The organism is Aliivibrio sp. S3MY1 (assembly GCF_028765575.1).
Taxonomy (GTDB): Bacteria; Pseudomonadota; Gammaproteobacteria; order Enterobacterales; family Vibrionaceae; genus Aliivibrio.
In genome coordinates this window covers 1-600 of sequence record NZ_JARACO010000112.1, presented here as the reverse complement: position 1 = coordinate 600, position 600 = coordinate 1, and the positions used below count along the sequence as shown (strand labels likewise).

Here is a 600-nt window from a genome sequence, read left to right as displayed (position 1 = left end):
CATTAATCTTAATATTAAAACCTGAGTAATTAGGATTCTTGAACAAACCGTTCATGATAAAATCTTTGGCAACTTTGCTTTCTTTTCGTATTATTTGATTCCAAAACTGGCTTTTAAAACTATATAAATGAGTATAGATACTAGGACAGTAGATAATTAAATCCGACTTTATAGATACATCAACCTCTTTGTTTGTAATTTCGAGAAGAGCATGAGATGTTGCCAATATTGCATCTATATAAACTTCTTTATTTGAACCAGATTTAAGCTTTTCGATATTAGGTAACTCAAAACCTAACCCATAAAAAACAGCCTCATTAGGATTTGTCACAGCATGAGAAAATGAAGGTATTTCAAGTCTTTGAATGTGTTTTTCCCTTTTTTTTCTTTTTTTAAAAAACTCTAAGGCCTTGTCTGGAAAAGTAGCATCTAATATTGCGCGTTCTAACCTATTTGATATTGAATCATCAAGAAAAAAGGCATTGAATTCATCCTTGAGTATTACTTCATTTTGTTCTTCAAATCCGACGGTAACTGGGGGGTATTTAAAATCTTTACATACCTCATTAACTAAACAGACTTCTTCTTTACCAATGCAAT

The 600-nt window shown here is 30.8% G+C and carries 1 protein-coding gene; it reads right to left on the bottom strand.

Annotation, left to right across the window (positions count from 1 at the left end):
* Positions 1–600 (bottom strand): hypothetical protein (locus tag PVK62_RS17500; RefSeq protein WP_274449508.1); only part of this gene is annotated, 600 nt, incomplete at both ends.